23 protein-coding genes are annotated in these 25,444 nt (G+C 72.2%); 12 read left to right on the plus strand and 11 right to left on the minus strand.

What is annotated here, in order from left to right:
* Nucleotides 1-12 precede the first annotated feature (12 nt).
* The 3 genes from AWQ68_RS18105 to AWQ68_RS18115 form a co-directional block, all read right to left on the minus strand.
* Nucleotides 13-1,482, minus strand: a complete 1,470-nt coding sequence (locus AWQ68_RS18105; protein WP_066941874.1) for a class I adenylate-forming enzyme family protein — start codon at nt 1,480-1,482, stop codon at nt 13-15.
* Between the two features lie 94 nt (nt 1,483-1,576).
* Nucleotides 1,577-2,980: an amidase gene (locus tag AWQ68_RS18110; protein ID WP_066941876.1), complete on the minus strand. Its 1,404-nt coding sequence runs from the start codon at nt 2,978-2,980 to the stop codon at nt 1,577-1,579.
* Entirely contained in the window at nt 2,970-3,662 is a 693-nt protein-coding gene (locus AWQ68_RS18115; protein ID WP_066941878.1) for a TetR/AcrR family transcriptional regulator, read from the minus strand. The genes AWQ68_RS18110 and AWQ68_RS18115 overlap by 11 nt, the downstream gene beginning before the upstream one ends.
* A gap of 96 nt (nt 3,663-3,758) precedes the next feature.
* On the opposite strand from AWQ68_RS18115, the gene AWQ68_RS18120 reads away from it, so the two are divergent.
* From AWQ68_RS18120 to AWQ68_RS18140, 5 genes are read left to right on the plus strand one after another with little or no spacing between them, the layout of a single operon-like run.
* Nucleotides 3,759-4,571, plus strand: a complete 813-nt coding sequence (locus AWQ68_RS18120; RefSeq protein WP_084464139.1) for an enoyl-CoA hydratase/isomerase family protein — start codon at nt 3,759-3,761, stop codon at nt 4,569-4,571.
* A 2-nt stretch (nt 4,572-4,573) separates the two neighbouring features.
* Nucleotides 4,574-5,761, plus strand: a complete 1,188-nt coding sequence (locus AWQ68_RS18125; protein ID WP_066941880.1) for an aminopeptidase — start codon at nt 4,574-4,576, stop codon at nt 5,759-5,761.
* Nucleotide 5,762: 1 nt separating this feature from the next.
* A complete protein-coding gene (locus tag AWQ68_RS18130) occupies nt 5,763-7,397 on the plus strand; it encodes a serine hydrolase (protein WP_066941882.1) in 1,635 nt (544 codons plus the stop codon).
* On the plus strand, nt 7,394-9,286 hold the full coding sequence (locus tag AWQ68_RS42540) for a S9 family peptidase (protein WP_066941883.1): 1,893 nt from the start codon (nt 7,394-7,396) through the stop codon (nt 9,284-9,286). The genes AWQ68_RS18130 and AWQ68_RS42540 overlap by 4 nt, the downstream gene beginning before the upstream one ends.
* A complete protein-coding gene (locus AWQ68_RS18140; protein WP_066941885.1) occupies nt 9,286-10,641 on the plus strand; it encodes a serine hydrolase domain-containing protein in 1,356 nt (451 codons plus the stop codon). The genes AWQ68_RS42540 and AWQ68_RS18140 overlap by 1 nt, the downstream gene beginning before the upstream one ends.
* A 13-nt stretch (nt 10,642-10,654) precedes the next feature.
* On the opposite strand, the gene AWQ68_RS18145 is transcribed toward AWQ68_RS18140, so the two are convergent.
* From AWQ68_RS18145 to AWQ68_RS18165, 5 genes are all read right to left on the minus strand, one after another.
* Nucleotides 10,655-10,867 (minus strand): fibronectin type III-like domain-contianing protein, encoded by a 213-nt coding sequence (locus tag AWQ68_RS18145; RefSeq protein WP_066941887.1) that lies wholly within the window; start codon nt 10,865-10,867, stop codon nt 10,655-10,657.
* Between the two features lie 278 nt (nt 10,868-11,145).
* On the minus strand, nt 11,146-12,162 hold the full coding sequence (locus AWQ68_RS18150; protein WP_066941889.1) for a M48 family metalloprotease: 1,017 nt from the start codon (nt 12,160-12,162) through the stop codon (nt 11,146-11,148).
* 3 nt (nt 12,163-12,165) lie between these two features.
* A complete protein-coding gene (locus tag AWQ68_RS18155) occupies nt 12,166-12,597 on the minus strand; it encodes a BlaI/MecI/CopY family transcriptional regulator (protein ID WP_066941891.1) in 432 nt (143 codons plus the stop codon).
* A 59-nt stretch (nt 12,598-12,656) separates the two neighbouring features.
* Nucleotides 12,657-13,844, minus strand: a complete 1,188-nt coding sequence (locus AWQ68_RS18160; RefSeq protein WP_084464140.1) for a COG4705 family protein — start codon at nt 13,842-13,844, stop codon at nt 12,657-12,659.
* Between the two features lie 548 nt (nt 13,845-14,392).
* Nucleotides 14,393-14,755: a hypothetical protein gene (locus AWQ68_RS18165; RefSeq protein WP_157545421.1), complete on the minus strand. Its 363-nt coding sequence runs from the start codon at nt 14,753-14,755 to the stop codon at nt 14,393-14,395.
* A 203-nt stretch (nt 14,756-14,958) separates the two neighbouring features.
* Here AWQ68_RS18165 and AWQ68_RS40950 point away from each other — a divergent pair, with 203 nt between their 5' ends.
* Nucleotides 14,959-16,776 carry a glycosyltransferase gene (locus AWQ68_RS40950; RefSeq protein WP_084464141.1) on the plus strand — a complete coding sequence of 606 codons (1,818 nt, stop codon included), beginning with the start codon at nt 14,959-14,961 and terminating at the stop codon, nt 16,774-16,776.
* 158 nt (nt 16,777-16,934) lie between these two features.
* Nucleotides 16,935-18,224 (plus strand): HAMP domain-containing sensor histidine kinase, encoded by a 1,290-nt coding sequence (locus tag AWQ68_RS18175; RefSeq protein ID WP_084464142.1) that lies wholly within the window; start codon nt 16,935-16,937, stop codon nt 18,222-18,224.
* A 15-nt stretch (nt 18,225-18,239) separates the two neighbouring features.
* Here the strand turns inward: AWQ68_RS18175 and AWQ68_RS18180 are convergent, their stop codons facing one another.
* From AWQ68_RS18180 to AWQ68_RS18190, 3 genes are all read right to left on the minus strand, one after another.
* Nucleotides 18,240-18,917, minus strand: coding sequence for a response regulator transcription factor (locus AWQ68_RS18180; RefSeq protein WP_066941898.1), 678 nt, complete (start codon nt 18,915-18,917; stop codon nt 18,240-18,242).
* A gap of 273 nt (nt 18,918-19,190) precedes the next feature.
* Entirely contained in the window at nt 19,191-21,131 is a 1,941-nt protein-coding gene (locus tag AWQ68_RS18185; RefSeq protein ID WP_066941900.1) for a S9 family peptidase, read from the minus strand.
* Nucleotides 21,132-21,275: 144 nt separating this feature from the next.
* On the minus strand, nt 21,276-21,836 hold the full coding sequence (locus AWQ68_RS18190) for a TetR/AcrR family transcriptional regulator (RefSeq protein WP_066941902.1): 561 nt from the start codon (nt 21,834-21,836) through the stop codon (nt 21,276-21,278).
* Nucleotides 21,837-21,893: 57 nt separating this feature from the next.
* Between AWQ68_RS18190 and AWQ68_RS18195 the strand changes: the two genes are divergently transcribed.
* From AWQ68_RS18195 to AWQ68_RS18215, 5 genes are all read left to right on the plus strand, one after another.
* Nucleotides 21,894-22,871 carry a DsbA family oxidoreductase gene (locus AWQ68_RS18195; protein ID WP_066941904.1) on the plus strand — a complete coding sequence of 326 codons (978 nt, stop codon included), beginning with the start codon at nt 21,894-21,896 and terminating at the stop codon, nt 22,869-22,871.
* A gap of 167 nt (nt 22,872-23,038) precedes the next feature.
* Nucleotides 23,039-23,428: a hypothetical protein gene (locus AWQ68_RS18200; RefSeq protein ID WP_157545423.1), complete on the plus strand. Its 390-nt coding sequence runs from the start codon at nt 23,039-23,041 to the stop codon at nt 23,426-23,428.
* 19 nt (nt 23,429-23,447) lie between these two features.
* The gene (locus AWQ68_RS18205; protein ID WP_066941907.1) at nt 23,448-23,855 is read left to right on the plus strand and encodes a hotdog family protein; all 408 of its coding nucleotides are present in this window, start codon (nt 23,448-23,450) and stop codon (nt 23,853-23,855) included.
* A 120-nt stretch (nt 23,856-23,975) separates the two neighbouring features.
* Nucleotides 23,976-24,758: a class I SAM-dependent methyltransferase gene (locus tag AWQ68_RS18210; protein WP_218006917.1), complete on the plus strand. Its 783-nt coding sequence runs from the start codon at nt 23,976-23,978 to the stop codon at nt 24,756-24,758.
* A gap of 171 nt (nt 24,759-24,929) precedes the next feature.
* Complete coding sequence (locus AWQ68_RS18215) at nt 24,930-25,367, plus strand: Fur family transcriptional regulator (protein ID WP_066941909.1); 438 nt, start codon at nt 24,930-24,932, stop codon at nt 25,365-25,367.
* Nucleotides 25,368-25,444: the final 77 nt, after the last annotated feature.

Consider the following 25,444-nt stretch of genomic DNA (forward strand, 5'->3'; position numbering starts at 1 on the left):
GGAGGGAGGTGGCTAGCGGCCGGCGAGCGCGCGCTTGTCGACCTTGCCGATCCCGAGCAGCGGCAGCTCGGAGACGATCGTGAGGCGCTTGGGCACCTTGTATCGGGCCAGCCGCTCCCGCAGATGGGCGATCAGCTCGTCGGGGTCGGTCGCGCCGCCGGAGGCCTGGACCCAGGCGTGCCCGACCTGCCCGTACAGGTCGTCGGGGACGCCGAGCACCGCGGCGGCCTGGACCGCGGGGTGGGATTCCAGCGCGATCTCTATCTCGCGGGGGTAGACGTTGTAGCCGCCGGACTTGAACGTCTCGTGGGTGCGTCCGACGAGTTCGAGGTTGCCGTCGGGCCGCCGCACCGCGAGGTCGCCGGTGTGCAGCCAGCCGTCCGGGTCGATGAGACGGGCGGTGGCCCCCGGGTTGCGCCAGTAGCCCAGGGCCCGGCACGCGCCGCGTACGACGATCTCGCCGGGCTCGCCGTCGGGCGCGTCGGCGCCGTCCTCGCCGAGGATCCTGATCTCGTACTCGGCCGCCGGGCGGCCGATCGTGCGGGTCAGCACGTCGTCGTCGGCGTCGGGATCGGCGAAGCACACCTCGCCGACGGTCTCGGTGCTGCCGTAGCTCATCACCAGCCGGTCACACCGTCGCCGCAGCTCGCTCACCAGCGCCGGGGAGGCCGCGCCGCCGCTCCAGAGGATCGCTTTCAGGTGCGACAGGTCGGCCCGCTCCCACAGGTCGGTGGCGACGCTGAGCTGCAGCATGGTCGGCACCGCGCCCCAGTACTCCACACGCTCGCGCTCCAGCAGCGCCAGCGCCTCGCGCGGGTCGTAGAGGTCCTGGAAGACCAGGCGTCCGCCGGCGACCAGGACCGTCATGCAGATGTTGCCCACCGAGCCGACGTGGTTGATCGGCAGGTTGCACAGCATCGACGGCGCGCCGCCGGTGAAGGTCCGCTCGCCCTGGATCCGCGCGGTGGTGATCAGCGACGTGTGCGAGAGCAGGGCGCCTTTGGGCCTGCCGGTCGAGCCCGAGGTGTAGACGATGAGCGCGGCGGAGCCGGGATCCACGACGGGGTCCGCGGCGAGCGGCGTGGCGACGCGCAGCGCCCGGCGCAACTCGTCTCCGCCGAGCGTGCCCTGTTCCAGGGCGGCATCGCCGAGGAGCGCCGCGGGATCGAGCACCACGCGGGGCTCGCTGTCGGCCAGCAGATAACGGAGTTCGTCGGGGCGGCTCCTGGGGTTGAGGCCCTGGAATACGGCGCCCAGCCGGGCCGCGGCCAGGAAGGCGAACAGGAAGCGCGGCTCGGGGTGGGAGGCGACCGCGACCCTGTCCCCGGCGCGCACCCCGGCGTCGCGGAGCGCGCCGGCCCAGCGGTCGATCTCGGTGTCGAGGTCGTGCCAGGTCCACCGGCCGGCGCCGTGGACGAGCGCCTCGCGGGCGGGGTGGCGGGCGGCGGCGGTGCGGATGACTTCACCGATCGATGGCGGCATCTCACTTCTCCGATCGTTGACGGGCGTGCTGATGCCCGTTGGGGGGGCAGGCTCACGCCGGGGCGTGACGCTCAGGGCGGGCGGTGAGGAGCGGCTAGCCGCGGGCGCGGGCCGGCAGGAAGGCGGCGCGTTCGGCCACGGCGGCCAGGCCGAGCAGCAGATCGTCGTGGAATCGGGCGGCGATCACCTGCATGCCCACGGGGAGTCCGTCGCGGGTCAATCCGGCGGGGATCGAGACGGCGGGTACACCGGTGAGGTTGGCGATCGGTCCGAACGGCTCCGCGCCTGACACTCCGGCGTCGCGGCCGTCGATCACGGTGGGGATGGGGCCTTCCGCGGCGAACGGCGGGCAGGCGGTTGAGGGGGTGATGAGCAGGTCGGTCTCGGCCAGCACGGCCGCCATCGCGGCCTCGAGGTCGGCGCAGGCGGCCAGCGCCGCGGCGTGCTCGGCGGCGGTGATCTGCTCGCCGCGCAGCGCGCCCTGGACGGTCGTCGGGCACAGCAGGTCGAGGACGTCCGGCCACGGTCCGAGCAGGCCGAGCTCGCGCCGGAGTTCGACGCAGGCGAGAACCAGCCAGGGCGGTCGGGCGTCCGGCAGCGTGAGCGGCCGTTCGTCCAGATGGAACCCGGCGAGCGCGGCGAGCCGGCGAGCGCCTTCCCTGGCGACTTCGACGACCTCCGGATCGACCGGCGCGAAGCCCATGTCGGCGGAGAATCTGGCCCGCAGCCCCGGCGGCGGCAGCCGTACGGCGAAGGCGCCCGGCCGGTGCGGCAGCGACCAGCGGTCGCCGGGACTGTCACCCGCGGCCGCCTCCAGGGCCAGCGCGGTGTCGGCCACGCTCGCGGCGAGCACGCCCGGCGTGGAGAACAGGTGGGAGGTGCGGCGCGGCACACGGCCGTGGGTCGGTTTGAGCCCGACCAGGCCGCAGAAGGCGGCCGGTTCGCGGATCGAGCCTCCGCCGTCACCGGCCGTGGCGAGCGGAACCAGTCCGGCCGCGACCGCGGCGGCGGAGCCGCCCGAGCTGCCGCCGGGGGTGAGCGCGGGCGACCAGGGGTTACGCGTCGGGCCGTGCGCCCGGGTCGAGGTCGCCGAGTCGAACCCGAACTCGGCGGTCGCGGTCTTGCCGATCGGGATCGCGCCCGCCCGGCGCAGCCGCCGTACGAGCGGGCTGTCGGCGTCGGCGGGCGGCGCGTGGGTGAACAGCAGCGATCCGGCCCTGGTCGGCATGCCCGCGCAGTCCTCCAGGTCCTTCACGCCGAACGGCACTCCGGCGAGCGGGCCGGGGTCCTTGCCGGCCGCCACCAGGGCGTCGATCTCGGCCGCCGCGCGGCGGGCGCCGTCGGGGTCCACGTGCACGAAGGCGTTGTGCTCGTCGGCCTCGACCGCGGCGAGCGCGGCGTCGACGACGTCGATCGCGCGGACGTGTCCGCGGCGTACCCGCTCGGCGGTCTCGGCCGCCGAGCGCGGGCGCGGGGTCGTGTCGGGGCTAGGTCTCACTCCACCCTCCTGTGGTCTCGCCGACCTTCGCCAGTTCCTCCGCGATGTCGGCGGCCAGGCCGTTCAGGTCGGGGATGGCGACGTCGGCGTGGGTGAGCCGGCGGTCGTCCGGCCCGCATGCGTTGATCAGGCCGAACGCCATGTCGACGAACGTCTCTCCGAGCGTGCGGTCGTCGACCGGCCCGCGAGGCGAGTACCAGCGGGCCACGCCGGTGCACATCTCCAGCAGCGCCAGCCTGGCGATGCCCAGCTCGTTGAAGCGGAACGCGCCGGCGGCTCGGCCCTCCGACAGCGCGTTGCGCCACAGCAGCTCGTAGCGGTCGCGCAGTTCCATGACCCGGCTCCTGGCCTCCTCACCGAGCGATCTCAGCTCGCTGTCGATCACCAGGGCGTCGAGCTGCGCGTGGGCGTGCACGTAGACGTGGACCGCCACCAGCCGGGCCAGACGCTCGGCCGGACCGGCCGCCCCCGCGAGGGCGGCCTCGGCGAGGTGGAGCAGCCGGGCGTTGCCGCGGTTCATCACCTGCGCCAGCAGGTCTTCCTTGGTGCCCATGTAGTGGTACAGGGCGCCGCTGGAGACCCCGGCACGCTCAGCGATCTCCCGGATGCCCGTGGCTGCGAAGCCCTTTTCCGCGAACAGTTCCAGCGCGGCCCGTTCGACCCGCTCACCCGTCGTCACCATTGCGCCATGCTGGCAGTCGATCGATCGATTAGTCAAGAGAGTGCCTGATAAAGCGAAGCCTTGTCAGGTAATCAATCGATCGATTACCTTCACCGCATGGTTCTCACCGACATCCCCCTCGCCGATCTGAGCGTGCGCGGACACGGGCCGGTCGTCACCGTCCAGGTCTCCCGGCCCGATGTGCTCAACGCGTTCAGGGCGCAGACACGGGCCGAGCTCGCCTCCGTCCTCGACGCCGTGCGCACCGACGACCACGTCCGGGTCGTCGTCCTCACCGGCGCGGGCCGGGCCTTCTCCGCGGGGCAGGACCTGCGCGAGCTGGGCGGGCGGCTACAGAACGAGGAGGCCTCCGACGACCAGCTCAGGCAGGGCATCGAGGAGCTGCAGGACCTCACCCGCGCGCTACTCGCGCTCCCCCAGGTGACGATCGCCGCGCTGAACGGCGTCGCCGTGGGGCTGGGCGCCGAGCTGGCGCTCGCCTGCGACCTGCGCGTCGCCGCGGAGAGCGCCGCGATCGGCTTCCCCGAGGCGCGCAGAGCCATGTTCCAGACCAACGGAGTCATGTGGCTGCTCCCCCGGATCGTGGGCCTGAGCCGCGCGAACGACCTGGTCCTGACCGGACGCCTGGTCCAGGCGGCGGAGGCGGGTCGCATCGGCCTGGTCCAGGGGGTCTGCCCGGACGCCGACCTCGCCTCGACCGTCGAGGCCCTGGCCGCCGACATCGCCGCCAACGCGCCGGGGTCGCTGCGTCTGGCCAAGCACCTGCTGCGCGACACCTGGGGTCTGGATCTCGCCCAGGTGATGACCCGGGAGACCGAAGGGATGCTGGCCTGCCTGCGAAGCCGGGACCTGCGGGAAGGGACCCTGGCCTTCCTCGATGGCCGGACCCCCCACTACGAAGGGCGTTGACGATGACGACTCTCGAATACAGGCTCGCCGAGCTGGCCGTCGGCTTCGGCGTCGCCCTCAGGCCGGGGCAGATCCTCGCGGTGGACGCCCTGGTCGGCCAGGAGAGCCTGGCCCGCGCGGTCGCGGACGTCGCCTACGGGGCCGGCGCCGCGTACGTGGACGTCCAGTACTTCGACCCGCGCGTGCGCCGCTCCAGGCTGCTGACGGGCGAGAACCTGACATTCACCCCGGGATGGCTGACCGGGCGGGTGGCCGAGCTGGCCGAGAGCGGCGCCGCGGCGATCCACCTGGTCGCGCCGACCGATCCCGCGCTCGCCGAGGGCGTGGACCCGCTCCGCTCGACGCTCGCCCACGACCGGATCCTGCCGGAGATGATGGCGCTGGCCCAGCGGCAGGCGATCGCCTGGTGCATGGTGCCCGGCCCCACCCAGGAATGGGCACGCGCGCTCCGGCCCGCGGCCGACCCCGGCACCGCCCTGGCCGCCCTGTGGGACGACGTGGCCTACGCCTGCCGCCTGGACGAGCCCGATCCGGCGGCGGCCTGGCGTGTGCGCACGGCCGAGCTGCGGCGGATCGCCGACCTGGCCAACGCCGGCCGCTGGGACGCGGTGCGCTTCCGCGGCCCCGGCACCGATCTGACCGTCGGCCTGTTCCCCACGTCCCGGTGGGCGGCCATCGGTGAGACCTCGGCGGGCGGTGCCACGTACCACGCCAACCTGCCCTCCGAGGAGGTCTACACCGCGCCCGACCCGCGCCGTACCTCGGGCGTCGCCACACTGCGGCGCCCCCGGCTGCTGCACGACGGCAGCCGGGTCGACGAGCTGACCCTGCGCTACGACGACGGACGTCTGGTCGCGGTCGAGGGAAAGGGCGACGTCGAGGCGATCCGCCGCCAGTTCGAGCGCGACCCGGGAGCCTCCCGGCTCGGCGAGGTGGCGCTCGTCGCCAGCGGCGGCAGATGCGGGCGCCTCGCCCCCACAGGCGCGGTCCTCCTGGACGAGAACGCCGGATGCCACATCGCGATGGGCACCCACTATCCGTACACGGTGGGCGATCCGGATCGCGAGCACGCCAACGTCAGCACGATCCACATGGACCTGGTGATCGGCGAGCGCGACGTCGAGGTGGACGCGGTGACCGCGACCGGGCAGGCCGTGCCGGTCCTGCGCCACGGGCAGTGGGTGATCTGAGATGGACGACCTGCTGCGGGCCATCGAGGACGAACGCGAGCGCTGCGGAGTGCCGGGCGCCGGCGTCGCCGTCGTACGGGCCGGTGAGACCGTACTGGAGCACGGCTTCGGTCCGGGAATCACCGCCGCCACCCACTTCCCGATCGGCTCGGTGACCAAGGCGTTCACCGCCACCGCCGCGGGCTCGCTCGTCGACGAGGGGTTGCTGGCCTGGGACGTGCCCGTGCGCGAGTATCTGCCCGGCTTCCGGATGTGGGACCGGGCGGCCACCGAGCAGCTCACCATGCGCGACCTGCTGTGCCACCGCTCGGGGCTGCCCCGCCACGACCAGGTCTGGTACGGCAACCGCGAGGCCACCAGGGCGGACGTGATGCGGGGCCTGCGCCACCTCCGGCCGAGCCGGCCCATCCGGCAGGAGTGGCAGTATTCCAACCTCATGTATCTGGCGGCGGGCGAGGTCGTCGCGCACCTCCACGGCGGGACGTGGGAGGACGCCGTGCGCGCCCGGGTGCTCCGGCCGCTCGGCATGTCCGGCACCTTCCTCACCTCGGACGAGGCGCTCGCCTCCGGTCGGCTGAGCGGCGGCCTCCTCGACGGCGGGCCGATGCCGCGCCGCGACCAGGACCTGTGCGGCGCGTCGGGCAGCATCATCTCCTCCGCCGCCGACATGGCGGCCTGGCTGCGGGCCAACCTGGACGGCGGCGTCGTGTCGGACGCGACGCTGCGCGAGCTGCACCGCCCGGCCATGCTGGTGCCGCCCCCGCCGATCCCGTGGGACGAGCTGCGTCCCATGGGCTACGCGCTCGGCTGGCACGTCGATATCTACCGCGGCCGGCGGGTCGTCCAGCACGGCGGCAACGTCTACGGCTACAGCGCCGTCGTCAGCCTCATGCCCGAGGAGGGCATCGGCGTCGTCGTGCTCACCAACGGCGACTTCAATCCACTGCGCGACATCGTCGCGTTCCGGGTGTACGACGAGTTGCTCGGTCTCGACCCGCTCCCGTGGGGCGACCGCTACCGCGAGATGTACGCCGCGGCGACCGAGGGACGCGGGCTGGCGGCGGCGCGGCGGCGTGAGCTGTCGGCGGGAGCGCCGCCCGGCCATCCGTGGGAGGAGTACGCGGGCGAGTACGCCCATCCCGCCTACGGCTCGCTGCACGTGACCGCGGGTCCGGACGGCCTCGCCGTCGCCCTCCGCGATCTCCCCCTCGCCACGCGGCACGTCAACCGGGAGGCGTTCGAACTTCACCTGGACACCCTGGATCAGACCTTCCCCGCCTGCTGGAACGCCGACTTCGAGGGGAACGTCCGCTCCGTGTCGGTCCTGTTCGAACCCAACGTCGAGCCGATCGAATTCGTCCGGGTCGCGCAGGAGGTCGCGCCGGACACCCTCGCCTCCTTGACGGGGTCGTACCGGATGGGGCCGGCCAGGGTGCTGGTCGAGCTGGTCGACGGCGCGCTGCGCGTCTCGGTGGTCAACCGGCCGAGCGCGGTGCTGAAACCCCGGCGCGGCCTGGTCTTCGACGTCGAGGGGCAGGCCGGCATGTGGGCCGAGTTCCTCCTCGACGCGGACGGCGCGGGCGGCGAACTGGTCGTCTGGCCGCTCGGCCGCTTCACGAAGGAGGCGACGGCGTGACCCATCTACGGATCGACGACCTGTACGACATCGCGCTTCCCCAGCAGCCGGCCGTCTCCCCGTCCGGAGAGGTCGTCTTCGTGCTGCGCCGCGCCGACCGCGACGCCGACAGAGACGTCACGGCACTGTGGCGCGCCGAAGGGCCGCTGACCTCCGGGCCCGCGGACCGGGCGCCCGCCTGGTCCCCGGACGGGCGCACGATCGCCTTCCTCCGCGCCGCCGACGGCCCGGCGCAGATATGGCTGCTGCCGATGCGCGGCGACGCCGTTCCCGAAGAGGCGGCGGAGCGGGTCACCGCGCTGCCGCTCGGCGCGGGCCCGCCCCGCTGGAGCCCGGACGGCACCGCGATCGCGTTCACCGCCCCCGTCTCCTCCGGCCCGATCGACCTCGACGCCCCGATCGAGATCGACAGGCTCGACTACCAGGCCGACGGGGCCGGACTGCTGCGCTCGGTGACCACCCAGGTGCATGTGCTCGACCTGACCACCGGAGAGGTCACCCAGGTGACCACGCGACATCGGCACACGGGCGATCCCGCGTGGTCCCCCGACGGCACGCGCCTGGCCTTCCCCGCCGCGCTCGACGACGACACCGACCTCACCGGCAACCTGGCCGCCTACGTCCTCGACCTGGAGACCGGCGCGGACCGGGTGGTCCTCGACGGCTCGGCGGGACCGGCGACCTGGACGCCCGACGGCCGCGCGCTGCTGATCGTGGGCCGCCGGGACACCCGTGCCGGGCACGCGGGCCTGCTGCTGGCCCCGCTCGACGGCGGCCCGGTCGTCGATCTCGCGGCCGGGCTCGACCGCAACGTCATGCCCGGCGAGACCGGCTACCCGGGGGCCAGGCCCCAGGTCACCGGGGATGGGCGCGCCGTCCTGTTCTGCGTGCGCGACGCGGGCCGTACCGACCTCTACCGGGTCGATCTGAGCGGCGGCCCGGCACGACGGGTGCTCGGCGAAGCCGGCCACGTCGTCTCCGAGGCGGCCCTCGCGCCGGACGGCATACTCGTGGCCGTCCGGTCCACCCCCACCAGCTTCGGCGACCTGGTCCGCGTCGAACCGGACGGCGGCACGCGGACGCTGTACAGCGGCGCCCGGCCGCTGCTGCCGTACCGGGAGCGCGTCTTCACCGTCGCCGACGGCACGACCGTGCACGGCTGGCTGCTGCGCGCCCCCGGCGCGAGCGGGCCGCAGCCGCTGCTGCTGGACATCCACGGCGGCCCACACAACGCCTGGAGCGGGTCGGCCGATCCGGCGCGCCTCTACCACCAGGTGCTCGCCGCGCGGGGCTGGAGCGTGCTCGTGCTCAACACGCGCGGCAGCGACGGGTACGGCGAGGCCTTCTACACCGCCACCTACGGCGCCTGGGGCGAGGCGGACGCGCGCGACTTCCTCGACCCTCTCGACGAACTGGTCCGCGACGGCCTGGCCGACCCGGCGCGGCTGGCCGTCACCGGCTACAGCTACGGGGGTTACATGACCTGCTACCTGACCGCGCACGACGACCGCTTCGCCGCGGCCGTCGCGGGCGCGCCGGTCAGCGACGTCACCGCGATGGTCGGCACCGCCGACCTCGGCCACCACATCGGGGTGCGCGAGCTGGCCGCCGAGCCGTGGGCGGCGCCCGAGCGTTACGTCGCCCAGTCGCCCCTCACCCGGGTCGGCGAGGTGCGCACACCGACGCTGCTCCTCCAGGGCGTGGCCGACCTGCGCTGCCCCATCGGCCAGTCCCAGCAGTGGTTCGCCGCGTTGCGCGAACGCCGCGTGCCCACGCGTCTGGTCCTCTATCCGGGCGCCGCGCACGAATTCCTCCTCACCGGCCGGCCCTCGCACCGCGCCGACTACAACCGCAGGGTCATCGACTGGGTCACTCGGGAGGAGCACTGATGTCCGCTCTCGAGTCCCTCGCCGACCGCCTCGCCGATCGGCTGCCCGGGCTGCTCGCGGCGTGCGGCGTGCCCGGAGCCGGCCTCGCGGTGCTCGTCGGCGACGAGATCGTGGAACACGCCGCGGGCGTGCTGAACGCCGCCACCGGCGTCGCCGCCACCACCGACTCGATCTTCCAGATCGGGTCCATCACCAAGATCTGGACCGCCACCCTGGCGATGCAGCTCGTGGACGAGGGGCGGCTCGACCTCGACGCGCCGGTCCGCGAGTACCTTCCCGGCTTCCGCCTGCGCGACGAGAGCGCCGCCCGCACGGTCACCGCCCGGCACCTCGCCGCCCACACCGCCGGCTTCGACGGCGACGTCGTCCCCCCTGTGGAGTGGGGCGACCAGGCGCTGGCGGCGTTCGTCGACGGGCTCGGCGGGGTCGGCCAGATCTTCCCGCCCGGTCTGATGTTCTCCTACAACAACCTCGGCTACGTCGTCCTCGGCCGGCTGGTGGAGGTGCTGCGCGGCCGGCCGTACGACCAGTGCCTGCGCGAGCACCTGCTCGCGCCGCTCGGGATCACGCACGCCGCGCCGACCCCGTGGGAGGCGGTCATGCGCCGGACGGCGGTCGGGCATATCGGGGGCGAACCGGCACCGCACTACGCTCCCGGCAGGCTGGAGGCCCCTGCGGGTTCGGTGCTGGCCATGCGCGCGCGGGACCTGCTGACCTTCGTCCGCATGCACCTTCGTGACGGACTCGCCGACGACGGCACCCGCGTGCTGTCGCGCGCGGGGGCGCGGCTGATGCGCTCGGTCCAGGTCGAGCAGCCCGACCTGGGCTGCCCGGGGGACGCGCGCGGCCTCGGCTGGGCGCTGTACGGCCGGCACGGCGGGACGCTCATCGGGCACAACGGCGGCACCGTCGGCCAGAACGCCTACCTGCGCGTCGTGCCGGAACGGGGGATCGCGGTCGCGCTGCTCACCAACGGCGGCGACCCGGCACACGTCTACGAGGAGGTCGTCGGAGGGGTCCTGGCGGAGCTGGCGGGGATCATCCCGCCGCCCCGGCCCGCGCCCGCCGCCGATCCCCGGGTCGTCGACGCCTGGCGCTACGTCGGCGTGTACGCCAACGACGTCGCCGAGACCACGGTCGAGCAGGACGCCTCCGGCCGGCTCTGGATGACGATCAAACCGATCGGAGCCGGGAGCGTCCTGCTCGGCGCGCCCGAACCGGTCGAGTTACTCGCCTACCGCGGCGACACGCTGCTGACGGCGGGTGAGCACACCGCGGTCGCCTTCCTCGGCGACGACGGCCAGGGCCGCGCCCTGTACGGCCACGCGGGCCGCGCCGTACGGAGGGTCGCATGACAGCCGCGCTCTCCTACAGAGTCAGGTCGGTGGTGAGGCGGATGTCGTCGAGTGAATGCCCGGTCCGGAGCACGTAGTCCCCGGAGACCAGGCGCCATCCGTCCGTGCCCCAGACCTCAGCCGCGTGGCGCGGGATCTCCACGGACACCTCGGCGGTCTCGCCGGGGCCGGCCTCGGCGACGGTGAACCCGGCCGGCCACCGCGCGGGCCGGGACTCGTCGAGCACCCCGTGATCACGCTACAACGCGCGCGACGCCGGGGACATCGTCCGATTTGGCTCACTCCTGGCCGGCGGTCTACGCCGTCGCCGCCTTGGCGCCGCTGCCGGCCGTGCCGCTCGTTCCCGGCCGCCGCCGCTGAGGACCCTACCCCGCGCGTACGGACCGCCGCTCGATCAGGGCGTCCAGGTCGGGCAGGAACCAGGCCCGCTCCCCCGGTCGTGTATCGTCCCCCACCGCTCCGCTGCCCAGGGTCACTTCATCGCAGAAAACGATCGCTCGAGTGTCATGGGCCTGACAGGACGGATGCGATCGTCTGAGAACCCCCGTACGGGGAGGATGACAGGACTGGCGCGGGCAGCTCGGCTTGGTCGAGCCGATCGTCGAGTTGGTCCACAGCCACCGAGGAACCCAGGAGGGTGATGGTGGTCAGTGCCAGCAGACCGACGGCGATGGCGCGGCGCGGGCGTGGTGCCGGTTCCAGCAGGGCGGCCGCACGCTGGGCGACGTGTCCACCGGTGGCCGAGAGGCTGACGGAGGCGGTGCCGGTGGATCCTTCGTCGAGGTCGTCGGCGCGTAGTGCGGCGGCCTTGGCAAGTGCCGCGCGGGCCAGCGCGCGGGCGACCAGCCGGCGGTTGCCGAGCCGGCGCGCCGCGGCTTCGTCGGCGGCTCGCTCGACCGCGAACCGCACCGCGCGGGCGGTGGGGCGCAGGAGGGGGTTGGTCGCGGAGGCGAGGTGCGCCGCCTGGACGTAGAGGTGGTGCCGGCCGGAGACGTGAGCTGCCTCATGGGCGAGCAGTACACGGCTTTCCTCACCGTCCAGAGCGTGCAGCATGGCGGTCGTCACGACAACACGTGCGGGAGTCCCGGGCAGGGCTGGAAGCGTGTAGGCGTCCGGCACGGCACCGGGCACGATGACCACGCCGTCGGGGCCCGGTACCAGCCGCCGGGCCGTACCCGCGACTCTGAACAGCTCGCGAACCATCCGCGCCGTCGTGTGGAAACCCGCGGCGAGCAGCAGTGCGGCGCCTGTCCCGGCCATCGCCTCGGCCGCCACCGGCCACGGCTGTTCGGCGCCGAGCCGGCTCGCGGACCAGCTGCCGAGCCGCGCCACCTCAGGTACCTGGGCGAATGACAGGAACCCGAGCGTGGCCAGCACCGTCCCCGTGCCCATGGCCACGACCACCATCGCGATCGGGACCAGCCGGACGGCCATCCCGGGCGGCAGAGATCGCGCGATCCACGGACCGAGAAGGCCGAGCACGAGATTGGCCGCCAGTGGCGACCACACCAGCCACGCCACCGCTCACTCGTCCGTTGTCCGGCGGGCACTCCCCCGCCTCTGGCGACCGTCTTCGAGGCCGCGCAGCAGCTCGGTGAGCAGCCGCTCGTCCTCGGGACCGAGGTCAGCGACGAAGTGAGCGAGAACACCGGCACGGTCACTGCCCTTCCCGAGCAGGCGACTCATCTGCGCGGCCACGGCGATGGACTGCGCCGCCTCAGCGTCGGAGGCCACCCGGTAGGCGTAGGCGCGGCCGGCGGGCTCGCGCTCGGCCAGCCCTCGCTTGTGCAGCCGGGCGAGGGTGGTCATGACGGTGGTGTAGGCGAGTTCGCCACCTAGCTGGGTCTGCACCTCGCCAGGGGTCAGCGGTCGACCGGCCTCGGTCAGGCAGTCCAGGATCTCCTGCTCCAGGACGCCCGGGGAACGCCTGCCTGACCTTCGCGGCGACTTGGTCATTCCCACCCCCAGGTCTACTACAGACGCCAATCGTAGCTCGTGGCGTCGAAGTGCGGGGCTCAGGCCTGCAGGTGTTTCAGGGTCTTCTCGAGGGTCCTCATCGCCGCTCCGCATCGCGCCTGGCTCGGGGAGTCGGCCCGCAACGCGGTCAGCGCCCCGTCGATCGCACCGTCCAGGGCGTGCCAGTCACCCGGCGAGCGGGGCTTGAGACCAGCCTCGGCGGCGTCCCAGGCCACCTCGAGATCCTTGATCCGAGCCTTCGCCCCGGCCAGGTCACCCTTGACGGTGAGAGCGTTGACGTCGTCGATGATGACGGCGAAGGAAGACAGGTCCCCGAGCTTGGAACTCGACACCTGCTTCACCGTCGCCGGGGAACCAGCCGGTTGGGCCGCGGCGCCTGCTGACATCCAACTGCCGATCCCGACGACGACCACGATGCCGGTGGCCGCCCACACCAGGTCCGCGGGCCGGCCCAGGCTCGCCCTGCTCGACTTGCCCTCGGCGTGCGAGCCCGCACGGCGGGCCCTGGTCGCGGCCACCTGCTCGCGGGCGACCAGCACGACGATGACGGCGAAGAACAGCATGCTGGTCCTGGTCGCGCCCAGGCCGAAACCACCGAGCGAGTGGTCCTGGGTCAGCAGGTCACCGACCGCGGCGCCCAGTGGGCGGGTCAGAATGTAGGCGGCCCAGAACGCCGGCACCTGCCAGGCCTCGACCCGCCAGAGCATCAGCGTGACGAGGAAGGCGCCGCCGAACAGCAGCGCGCCGTTGCGGAAGCCGAGGCTCAACGCCTCGGTGGCCAGGTCGCCTGCCGCGGTGCCGAGCGCGAACGTGGTCAGAATGGCTGCCCAGTAGAACGCCTCCCGCCGAGGCGTGTTGATCGCGGTGATCGACAGCGTCATCTCCTGCCGGTACCAGACGGCGAAGACCACGGCCAGAAGCACCGCGAACAGCGTCGTGCTGACGTACAGGCTGATCCCGAGCGTGTCGGTGAGGAAGTCGGTGATCTGCGTTCCCGAGATGCTCACCAAGACCACGGACAGCCAGTAGATCCACGGGGTGTAGCGGCGGGAGGACGTCTGCAGGACCAGAGCCGCCGCCAGGACGACGAACACCAGACCATCGGTCAGCACCGGGCCGAGCCCGACATTGACCGTGAGGTAGTCCGCGAACGTCTCGCCTACCGTGGTCGAGAGGATCTTGATGACCCAGAAGGTCGCTGTGACCAGGGGCACCTTGTTTGCCATCTGCCGTCGCCGAGGTGGGGCAGAAATGGACACCATGCGCACGCTCCAGACAGGAAAGGGACACGGTCACTGGCGCCTCAGGAGCACCAGCCAAGAGCAGATACTACTCGTACGAGTAGTAGTAAGCGGTCAAAGCCACGCCTCGGTATTCCCCCAGAACATCTCCGAGCCGATCACGTCGGCGGATGTCCAAGGGGGTGATCGAGGCCGAGTTGATGCCGGATCAAAGAGCGCTCAAGATCGCGAGGGCCCCATCAGATCTAGCGAGGGGACTGCCGGGTTTACCCGGCAGGGAATCGCTTCCTTGATATGGTTCTGTTGTTCGAAACGGGCAGGGCTTGTCCGTCGCCTACCTCGGCCGAGGGAAGCGAGAAGCCGCTCCCTTCAGGGAGCGGAGGAGTCACCGATGCCACCCTCCTACGTTCGTAAGTGAGCTGCCCAACGTGGCGGGGCGGCCCCGAGGCGGAGCGGCCCCGAGGCGGAGCCGTACGCTCAGGACCGAGCCGGGGACCCGGGCACGGCGAGTCTCGGGTTGCCCGGCGCCTGGCTCAGCCGTCCTCGGGCTCGCCGGCGTCGCCCTTGCTCTCCTGCTCGTGCTGGTCGCCCGCCTGGCCCTGCTTGCCTTCCTGGGGTTCGGACCCGGCCTCCCGCCCCTTGTCGTCCTGACCGTCCTCGGCCCCGGCCCTCTGGCCCTGCTCGTCCTCCTCGGTGCCCTCGTCGGGCTCCGCGTTCTCCGCGTTCTCTGCGGGCGGGGCGACCTCGGACTTGGAGTCCTGGTCGGCAGGGGCGGCGGAGGACTGGACGGGGGCGGGGCTCTGGTCGGTGGAGGAGGCGTACGCGGCGGCAGCTCCGCCGCCCGCCACGAGGACGGCCACGGCGGCGAGCCCGGGGATGGTCACAGACCTACGCATTGAAATATCTCCGATGCATTGACGTCGTACTGACCCCCTCAGTCTGCGGAAACGTGGGATAGCGGCAGGTTCGGCCAGCCATAACGCGAGGTTAATCCTGCTCCGAAACCCGGATCCGCACATGGCCACGCGCGCGCGAAGGTAAGCGCCGCGCTAACCGAGTGCTGAGCGGGCGCTGAGATGTCCCTCCATAGCGTGCGGTCATGCGATCAGGCAGCAGAACGACAGTCCCGACGCCGGTCTCCGCCGCGTTCCTGGGCCTGGGGGTGGTCGTCGGCTTCGCCGCGCGCACGCCCGCGTGGACCGCGGCGGACACGCGCGTGAGCCAGGCGGTGCAGTCCCTACGCGGCCCCTGGCTGACCGCACTGGCGCAGGTCCTGGACGTGGGTTTCGGCACAGTCGTCGGCACGGCCCTCTCCGCCCTCCTCGTCGTGGGTGTCGCCCTCTCCGGTCGGACGCGCGCCGCCGGAGGCATGCTGCTGGTGATCGCCGCCGGGTGGGGCGTGAGCGCGCCGGTCAAGGCCATCGTCACCCGTCCCCGGCCACCGGCGGTCCACGCCCTGGTGCGGGAACTGGGCCCCGACAGCTTTCCCAGCGGTCACGTGTGCCTGACCCTGTCGATCGCGATCGCCGTGGCACTGCTGGCCAGGAAGTCCCGTTTCGTCTGGCCTGTCGTGGCGGCGGGCGGCGTGCTGGTGGCCGGCCAGATGTTCGCCAGGGTCTACCTCGGAGCGCACTATCCCACCGACACCCTGGGCTCGATCATCCTCACCCCGGCCACCATCCACATCGCCGCCCACGCGCGGAGGCTCGGCGTGCTCCTGCTGCGCGCGGACAACCGCCGCAGGGCACGCCGTACCGGCCCGCCCGACACCCGCCAGGTGAAGATCCTCCTGCTGCACGCCCACGGCATGGGCGGGACCATCAGGACCGTCTTCAACCTCGCGGGCACCCTGGCGGCCGAGCACGATGTGGAGATCGTCAGCGTCGTCCGGACCAAGCCGGAGCCCTTCTTCCCGGTGCCGCCCGGCGTCCGCGTCACCTTCCTGGACGACCGCGTGGGCCGCCGCCCCCGTGGTCCGCGGCTCGCACGCCTGCTGCGCAGCCGTCTCATCCCGCCGGACGAGGCCGCGTACGACAGGTTCGACCTGCGCACCGACCTGGCCCTGCTGCGTTTCCTGCGCGGGCTGCGCACCGGCGTCCTGATCACCACGCGCCCCGGGCTCAACCTGGCCGCCGCCATGCTGGCTCCGCCCGGCGTGATCACGATCGGGCAGGAGCACGTCGGCTTCGGCTCGCACAAGCCCTCTGTCCGGGAGATGATCTCCCGCAGGTACGGCAGGCTCGACGCGCTGGTCACCCTGACCGAGACCGACCTGGGCGCCTACCGGGCGGCGCTGGGCCCCCGGGCGCCCCGGCACCTGCTGCGCATCCCCAACGCCGCGCCGCCCCTCACCGGCGGTCCCTCTCCCCTGAACGCCAAGACCGTCATCGCGATCGGCCGCCTGGTCAAGGTCAAGGGCTTCGACCTGCTGCTGCACGCCTGGGAACGGGTCAGCGCCGTACGTCCCGGCTGGATGCTGCGCATCGTCGGCTCAGGGCCCGAGCGCGCCCGGCTGCTCAAGCTGGTCGGCGAGCTCGGGCTGGCCTGCTCGGTCGAGTTCCCCGGTCCCTCGCGCGACGTCGGCGCCGAACTCGACGACGCCTCGATCTTCGTGCTCAGCTCGCGCCGCGAGGGATTCCCGATGGCGATCCTGGAGGCGCTGAGCAAGGGCGTGCCCGTGGTCGCCTTCGACTGCCCGCACGGCCCCGGCGAGATCGTCACCCACGGCCACGACGGGCTCCTGGTCCCCCGAAGGGACGTCGCCGCGCTGGCCGCGACGCTCGGCCTCCTCATCGACGACGAGAGCGAGCGCCGCATGATGGGAACCGCCGCGCTGACCACATCGAGACAGTACGACCCGGACGTCATCGGCCGGCGATGGACCGAGTTGCTGTCCGAGCTGGAAGCGGGCCACTGAACGGTCACCGGTCGCGCTCCCAGGTCGCCGCCGGCCCGGGCATGGCCAGGGCGATGGCGCTCTGCCGTACTTCATACGCGCCACGCCATGAACGGCCGGAGCACCCGCTGAGTAAAGGGTTAGCGGGGCGTTTACCTTGCCTCTGCCACCCTGGAGGGATGACAGCACAGGGCGTGCCGCTGCGGCGGCGGGTGCTGGTGGTGATCCTGAGCGTGACCGCCCTGGTCGTCGCGCTGTTCCTGGTGCCCCTGGCGGTCGCGGTGAACCTCCTCTACCACGACCAGACGGTGGCCGCCCTGCAACGCGACGCCGCCTGGGTCGCCGCCGCCGTCCCCGACGAACCGCGAGTGCCGTTGAAGCTGCCGACTGGCCTGCCGGGTGACCTGGCCATCGGTGGCTACAGCGTGCGCGGCACGCGAGTGTTCGGCAACGGCCCCGGCCACTCCAGCCTGGCCGCCTCCAGCAACGACGGCCGCGTGCACGACACAGTGGAGGCCGGATTCCTGGCCGTGTCCGCACCCGTGCCCTCCGACGAGGGCCCCGCGCTGGTCATCCGCGTGGCGACACCGAACTCGGAGGTCACGGAACGCGTCCATGAGGCGTGGCTGCTCATGGGCGGGCTCGCGCTGATCGTGATCGCGCTGGCCGCGGCTGCGGCCGTGCGACAGTCGGCCAGGCTGGCGGCCCCGCTGGAACGGCTGACCGCCGCCGCGCAGGCACTCGGCGGTGGCGACTTCAGCGTCCGCGCCTCCCCCTCGGGGCTGCGCGAGGCCGACCAGGCCGGGCAGGCGCTGGAGTCGACGGCGCGCCGCCTCGGCGACGTTCTCGCCCGCGAGCGGGCCTTCAGCGCCGACGTCTCCCACCAGCTGCGCACCGGGCTGACCGGCCTGCTGCTCGGCCTGGAGTCTTCACTGTCGCGCCCCGGCGCCGACCTGGCCTCCGCGGTCCGTACCGCGCTGGCCAGGGGCGAGCGGCTGCAGGAGGTCATCGACGATCTCGTACGGCTCAGCCGCGACAGCCGCGGGCCGAGCGAGCGGCTCGACGTCGCCGCGCTGATGGAGGAGCTCCGCCAGGAATGGCACGGCCCGCTGGCCGAGCACGGCCGCCGCCTGACCATCGCCGTGGAGCCCGCGCTGCCGCCGGTGACCGCCCAGCCCGCGGCCGTCCGGCAGATCCTGCGTGTCCTGCTCGACAACGCCCTGCGCCACGGCCAGGGGGAGGTCACCGTGACCGTCGCCGACGTGGGCCCCGGGACGGCCGTCGAGGTGGGCGACCACGGGCCGGGCGTGGCAGAAGGGGTGGACCCGTTCGTCAGGTCCAGCGGCCACAGCCACGGCATCGGACTCGCCCTGGCCCGCTCGCTGGCCGAGGCGGAGGGCGGCCGGCTGGTGCTCAGCCGGATCAGGCCGCCGCTGTTCAGCCTGCTGCTGCCCGGCGACGACATCTGACCGGACGGGCACGCGTCAGGGCTCGTAGCGGTAGCCGTGTCCGCGTACAGTGACGATCCGCTCCATCCCCTCGCCGTGCTCGGCCAGCTTGCGGCGCAGCGCGAACACGTGCACGTCAAGCGTCTTGGTGGGGCCGAACCAGTTTTCGTCCCACACCTCGTCCATGAGCTGCTCCCGCGCCACCACCTCGCCCGACCGGCTGACCAGCGCCGTCAGCAGGTCGAACTCCTTGGGCCGCAACGCCAGCTCCGCCTGGCCGATGTAGGCGCGCCGGGCGGGCAGGTCGAGCCGCAGCCGCCCGGCGGTCACCATGCGCTCCCCCTGCGCCGGGCTGCGCCGCCGCAGGTGGGCACGGATCCTGGCCATCAGCTCGGTCAGCCGGAACGGCTTGGTCAGGTAGTCGTCGGCCCCGGCGTCGAGCGCCACCACGACCTCGAACTCCTGCGTGCGGGCCGTGAGCACGACGATCACCGTGTCGGGCACCCTTGAGCGCAGCCGCCGACACAGGGCCACACCGTCCAGGTCGGGCAGCCCCAGGTCCAGCAGGACGAGGTCCGGCTGGTGCCGCTCGGCCGCCCGCAGCGCCTCGGCGCCGTCGGCGGCCGGCTCGGCCTCGTAACCCTGGGCCGCCAGCGCCTCGACCAGCTCGGACCTGATGACCAGGTCGTCTTCCACGACCAGCACACATGCCATGCGCCCGATGGTACGGGCGACGCCGTCATGCGAGGTTGAGCTGCCGAGATACGCCGAACCGATCGATGCCCCGGCCGAGCTTCGTGCTGAACTCACAGGAGCCCAGCGGCATCAGCGCCTGCCCGCCCTGGACAGCAGGCGGTCGATGTCCTCCTTGAAGGCCGGCGCCAGTCGCACGGCCCTGGCCTGCCGGCAGATGGCGGGAGGGCCGGACCAGGCCCCGCCACACAGGCGAATCCCACAGATTGATCACAATCCGACACGCACCCAAAACTATGCGTGATCCAGTGTGGGGTCGGCGAGCCATCGGTCGAACCACGCGCGGGTGCGCCGCAGCACGTCGAGCTGGTGATTGCGTTCCAGGATCGCGTGACCTTCTCTCGGGTAGACGACGAACTCGTGCTCGACGCCGAACCGCCGCAGGGCGCGATGGAAGTATGTGGCCTGGCCGACCGGCACATTCGGGTCGTCCTCGCCGTGCAGGATCAGCACCGGAGTGCTGATCCTGGAGGCGTAGGAGATGGGGCTGAGTCGATCGTGGCGGTGTGGGCCGGTTCCCTCCCAGCCGCAACTGCCGCCGAGTCCCGCGTCCCAGACGCCCAGTTCGCCGGTGGCGAGGAGCATGCCCCAGTCGCTGATGCCCGCACCCATCACCGCGGCCTTGAACCTGCTCGTCTGCCCGACGGCCCAGGCCGCCATGAACCCGCCGTGGCTCCACCCGCCGATCCCGAGCCGGTCGGGGTCGGCGATGCCGTCGGCGATCAGCAGGTCGACGCCGCTGACGATGTCCGTCCACTCGTCCATGCCGACCGCTCCCGCGACGCTCGCCGCGAAGGCGTGCCCACGGCCCTCGCCGCCGCGTGGATTGGGCAGGAAGACGGCGTACCCCGCGGTCGCGAGCCACTGCGCCGACGGGCTCATGCCGAGCAGTAACTGGTCGGCGTACCTGTCGTACGGGCCGCCGTGCACCAGCGTGATGAGCGGAAACGGGCCGTCCTGGCGGGTCTTGGCGACGGGCAGGATCACCAGCCCGTCGAGGTCGAGCCCGTCGGATGCCGTGTAGGACAGGCGTTCCTGCGTTCCCCACTCGATCCCGCGCAGCTCCGGCCTGGTGTCGCTGAGCCGCGCCAGCCGACCGGTGGGCGGCCCCGCGTGCACGTTTCTCGGCTCGTACGCCGTGCTCGCCACCACGGCGACGACGTCGCCCGAGCCGCTGGCCGTCATCAAGCCCGCATACCCGTCGAGGCGCGACATCGGCTGGAACCGCCGCGTTTCGGCATCGAGCCGGTGGATCGCGGTGTCGAGCCCGTCGGCGAACAGCGCCAGCGGCGGCCCGTCGGCGACCTGCGCCAGGCCCGACGGGCAGACGGTCATGCCGCTGGTCAGGTTGCGCTGCTCCTCCGCGGCGCCGTCCTCGGGCACGGTGAGATCGAAGACGGCGCGCCCCCCGACGGGGCCAGGTGGGGTCGTCCCCAGATAGCACAGGTGCCAGCTGCCGTCGGTCTTCCACCAGGTCAGGCCGGATGCCTCCAACCCGGCCGGGCCGAGATCCTGGACCTTGCCGGTTTCCGGGTCGACCAGGTGCAGCTCGCAGGCGGGGAAGACCGGATCGAGGTCCGGGGTGGCCCAGGTGAGCACCGCGATCGGGCCGCCGTCCGGGCGCTGCGCCAGTTCGACGACGTGCCTGTCGCCGAGCCCGTCCACCACGCGCAACCGGCCGGTGTCCAGGTCGAGCAGCCGCAACCGTCCGTACGGCACCCGCTCCCCCCACACCTTGGCGTCGTCGCGTTCGGCTTTCCTACGCTCGTCCTCATCGGTCGGCTCGTCGGCGGCCACCACTGCGACCAGCCGGTCGTCGGCGAGCGGAAGGTGGTAGGAGATCCCGCTCTTCCAGGTGGTCAGCGCCTGCACCTGCCCGCCGCCGACCGGGATCCGATGCAGCTGCGTGGTGCCTCGCGTCAGCCGATCGGATCCGAAGAAGAGCGAGGCCGCGTCCGGCGCCCAGCGGGGGTCGGCGTCTCGTGCCCTGCCTTCGGTCAGTTTCCTCGGCGGTGAGCTCCCGTCGGTGGCGGTGACCCAGATGGCGCTGCTCGGATGCTGCTCTTCGCGCGTGTACGCGGCGACCGTGTAGGCGACCCAGCGGCCGTCGGGAGAGATCATCGGATGCCGCGGGATGGCGCCGTCCACGATCAGCTCCGGTGTGACCGTACTCATCGAACCCGTCCTCCAGCATCGACGTCGGCGGGCACCCATCGGCTCAGGCGAGCACAGCAGGCGGCGGATCCTTGATCATCGTTATCCGCACTCAGCCTCGTCAACGGCCGAACCGATGTAAACGGCCTCCCCCGCCGCGCCACGTCAGGAGAGGCGGAAGAGCCGCCAGAACGCCAGGGTCACCTCCGCGGCGGGGGCGGGACGGTCGCCGGTGACCCAGTGCGCGATCACGCCGGTGAGGGCACCGGCCAGGTAGGTGGCGTGCATCTCGGCGGGGACGTCGTCGAATCCCCCGGGCCGTGACCCGTCGACGAAGCGCGCGGCCAGTTCGGCGGTCAGCCGTTCGCGCATGCGCGTGGCGAACAGCGCGCTGCCCTGGGCGCCCAGCATCCGCCGGTACAGCGTGGCGCGGGCGGCCACGTGCTCGAATAGGTCGATCAGCGGCTCGGGCGCCCGGTCCCGGGGTGCCTCTCGTGGGCACAGTGCGGCGGCCCGCGCGATCTGGGCGACCGTGTCCTCCATGGCGTCGGTCACGAGCGCGTCCACATCGGGGAAGTGCAGGTAGACCGTCGCCCTGTTCACGTCGGCGCGCCTGGCCACCTCCGCCATCGTGATGGAGCCCAGCTCCTTGTCGGCCGCCAGGTCGAGGATCGCGGCCCGCAGCCGGGCCCGGGTGCGCTGCGCGCGGGGATCATCCGGGTTCACGGTCCCGACTATACGACACATGTTGCTTAATCGACAGATGTCGCATAGATTCCCGGCATGCGAATCGAGATCTGGGCGGACGTCGTCTGCGCGTGGGCGTACATCGGCAAGCGGCGGCTGGAGGCGGCCCTGGCCGATCCGACCCTGGACGGCGTCCCCGTCGAGGTCGTGTGGCGGCCCTTCCGGATCGACCCCGCCGCCCCGGCTCAGGCCGTCCCGATCGAGGAGATGTACCGCGATCCGATGGTGGACGCCGCGCTCAGCCGGTGCGCGCCCGACCTGTCCCCCGCGGAGAACCGGGTCCGCGTCTCCGAGATCGCCGCCGAGGAGGGGCTGGGGCCGCGCTGGGGAGCGGCCTGGCGCGCCGACACCCACGACGCCCACCGGCTGCTCGCCCTGGCGTTCGAACACGGTGGAGCGGCCCGGCAGGACGCCGTGGCCGAGCAGGTGATGAAGGCGCACTTCATCGAGGGTCGCGACATCAGCGACCGCGAGGTCCTCGTGGCCATCGCGGCCGAGGCGGGCTTCGCCGACGGCGTCGCGCTGCTGGACGCCGGCGCGGGCGAGGACACGGTGACGGAGCTGCTGCTCACCGGCAAGGCCAGGGGCGTGGCGACCTCGCCGACGATCGTCGTCGGCGACCGCGCGTTGGCCGGCGCCCAGCCCGCAGAGGTGATCAGGGACTTCCTCCTCCAGGGCGGCCGGCGGCGCGAACTGCCCGAGGAGGTGGAACGCCTGCGCTATGCCGAGTCCCTCCTCGACCAGCGTGATCCGCTCGGCGCGCTCGTCCTGCTGCGGCCCCTGCTCGACGAGCACGGCGACGACCGCAACGTCCGCATGCTCGCCGCCCGCGCCTACTTCACCTCGGCGCAGCTCGGGCGGGCCCGCACCACGCTGGAGGGGCTGGTGGCCGACTCGCCGGACGACTCCTACGCCCGTCACCTGCTCGGCCGCACCCTCCAACGCCAGGGCCTGACCGCGGAGGCCGCCCCGCACCTGAGCATGGCCGCCGCCATGACCCCGGACTTCGCCTGAGCGACCCCGGCCCCGTCGGCGCCATGCGCGTTCCCCGGAACTGTTTCTTGTGTGACTTGTTGATCATCCGCCTGCCTGTGCGACATGATTCGAAGCGGCGGTTACCTATGAGTAGGTAGCGAGTCGACCGCCTTACGCCACGTCGTTCTCCCTTGCCGGAGGGGATGTTGTCATCGACCACCATCAAGAACGCTGTCCACGGAGAGATCGCCGTCGGCACCGTGCTGGTCTGGACGAAGCAGTACACGGACCAGGAGGTGGCCGAATACTGCGAGTTGAGCGGCGCGCCGGCGGATCCGCTGCCCGAGCACCTGCCGTACCTGCTGGCCTTCGCCCCGCTGACCAAGCTTGGAGGGGATCTCAACTACCTTTCCCGCCAGATGGACTGGGCGGCCACTCGATCGATCCGGCGAAACGAGGCGATCACCGCCGAGCTGGAGGTCACCCGCCTGGAACCGACCGACGGGATGACCAAGATCGCCTTCAATGCCCGCATCCGGTGCGGGGATGAGCTGGTGATCACCGGAAGCAGCAAGGGCCTCATCGTCGGCGAATAGAGAGATCGGACGTACCGCCGTGGGCATCACTCGTACCGCCACACGCGCCTTCACTTCGGAGGACATCGACGCCTGCGCCCGCCTCACCGGCGACTTCGGTTCGCACCACATGATCGGCATCGGTGACCGCCGGATGACCCAAGGCGTGCTCACCCTCTCCGCGGTGCCCCTGCTCGCCGAGCCCGGGGTGCACATGCGGGAGCTCTCCTTCACCTTCCTCGCCCCGGTCTACGCGGGAGACACGGTCACCGCCACCGTCCGTGCCACCGAATCCGAAGAGCTGGGCGAGGGTCTGGTCCTTATGACCTGTCAGGTCAGCGTGGCGAAGGACGACGGCACCACGGTTCTGACCGGCACCGGAATCGCCGAACTGTCCCGCACGCTGGCCGACGACCTCGCGACCGAGACGGCGACCGAAGAAAACTGAACCGCGCCCGCCGCCGGCCCCGAACCGCTCCTTCCTCATGTACGCGCTTCTGCACGACCACGATCCGGCGCACGGGGAGGAGCCACGATCGGTAACCGGGCGGCGAGTTACCGTGACCGCATGAACGATCCCATGACCTTCCCCGACCGGATTGTTTCGCGGGCGTTGTCGTTCGGCACCCAGGCGGCCGCGTACGCCGAGGAGCGCCCGGGATATCCCGATGAGGCGATCCTGTGGGCACTGGAACCCGTCCGCTCCCGCACGGCGCTGCGCGTCCTCGATCTGGGAGCGGGGACGGGAAAGCTGACGGAGGCGCTGCTCCGGCAGGCGGTCGACGTCGTCGCGGTGGAGCCCGATCCGAACATGCTCTCCGAGTTCCGGCAACGGTTTCCGGAGGTGAAGTCGCTCGCCGGGTCGGCGGAGAAGATCCCCCTGCCCGACGGCGCGGTCGACGCGATCCTGGTCGGACAGGCGATGCACTGGTTCGATCTCGATCGCGCCGTCCCGGAGATGGCCCGTGTACTGACCACTGGCGGGGTGGTGGCCGGACTCTGGAATCTGGACGACGACAGCGTCGCGTGGGTGCGCGGCCTGAACGAGGCCTCCGGCGGGTGCGCCACTCCGGCGAGCGCGGGCTGGCCCGAGTCGACCCGGTTGGACGGGCGGGTCTTCTCCGTCGTCGAGCACGCCCGGTTCGCGCATTCCCAGCGCAGGACGGCCGAGTCGCTCGCGGCGACGCTCGCCACGCGTTCCGGAATGCTGATCCTGTCCCAGGCGGGGCGGGAGGCCGCGATCATCCGGATCATCGAGTATCTGCGGTCGGTCCCTGAGACGGCGCACGGCGAGTTCGACCTGCCGCTCGTCACGGGCGTTCTGCGGGCACGGCTCGCCCCCGACCGGTAGCGGCCCGGCCCCTCCCGGGTTCGGCCGCGGGAGAAGGTCGTCGCGACGGTGACCCCATCGACCCGGGCAGCAGGCCACGCCGCACCAGGGCGAACGCCACCAGACACATTACTAAAATTGGGTTCTTCGTTCTCTTGTATGATTCGTGTTTATGAAGGTAGGTTTCGTCTCATGACCGCACCGAGGACCCCGACCACCGCAGAGGAGCTGCGCGGTGCCGGCCTGCGAGTGACGGCCGCCCGTGTCGCGCTGCTCGAGACCGTCCGGGCCGGCGACCATCTCGACGTCGAGGCGCTCGCCTCCGGGGTGCGCGACCGTGTGGGTCACGTCTCCCTCCAGGCCGTGTACGAGGCCCTCCACGCGCTCACCGCGGCAGGACTTGTCCGCCGCATCGAGCCGGCCGGCAGCCCGGCCCGGTTCGAGGGACGCGTCGGGGACAACCACCACCACGTCGTGTGCCGGTCATGCGGCGTCGTCGCCGACATCGACTGCGCGGTCGGCGAGGCGCCCTGCCTGTCCGCTTCCAACGACCACGGCTTCTCCATCGACGAGGCCGAGGTCATCTACTGGGGCCTGTGCCCCGCCTGTTCCACTGCCCGAAGTTCCTGAGCATCGTGATCCGCCCTAGTCCGGAAGGATTCCCGTGTCTGAGAACCATGACGCGATCGTCGTAGACGCAAAAACGG

It is taken from the genome of Microtetraspora fusca (assembly GCF_001570365.1).
In the GTDB taxonomy this organism is placed as follows: domain Bacteria; phylum Actinomycetota; class Actinomycetes; order Streptosporangiales; family Streptosporangiaceae; genus Microtetraspora; species Microtetraspora fusca.